At 39.9% G+C, this 203-nt stretch carries 1 protein-coding gene; it reads right to left on the bottom strand.

What is annotated here, in order from left to right:
* On the bottom strand, window positions 1-203 hold a 203-nt coding region (locus JM658_RS17105), incomplete at both ends, for a DUF7507 domain-containing protein (RefSeq protein WP_236961129.1).

Here is a 203-nt window from a genome sequence, read left to right on the forward strand (position 1 = left end):
CTCCATCTGGATCAGTTCCTGTTACTGTTGCCAAGTTATAAACTCCTCCTGCATCAATATCTGACTGAGTAAGCATATACGTCGCTGTAAAAGTAGTACTATCACTAGATCCTACTGTCAATAGCGCTAATGGACCTCCTTCTACTGTTACCTGTGGATCACTGATAACTACATTCGTTAAATCTACTGATGCTGTATTAGTT

Source organism: Joostella atrarenae (genome assembly GCF_021764745.1).
Lineage (GTDB): Bacteria > Bacteroidota > Bacteroidia > Flavobacteriales > Flavobacteriaceae > Galbibacter > Galbibacter atrarenae.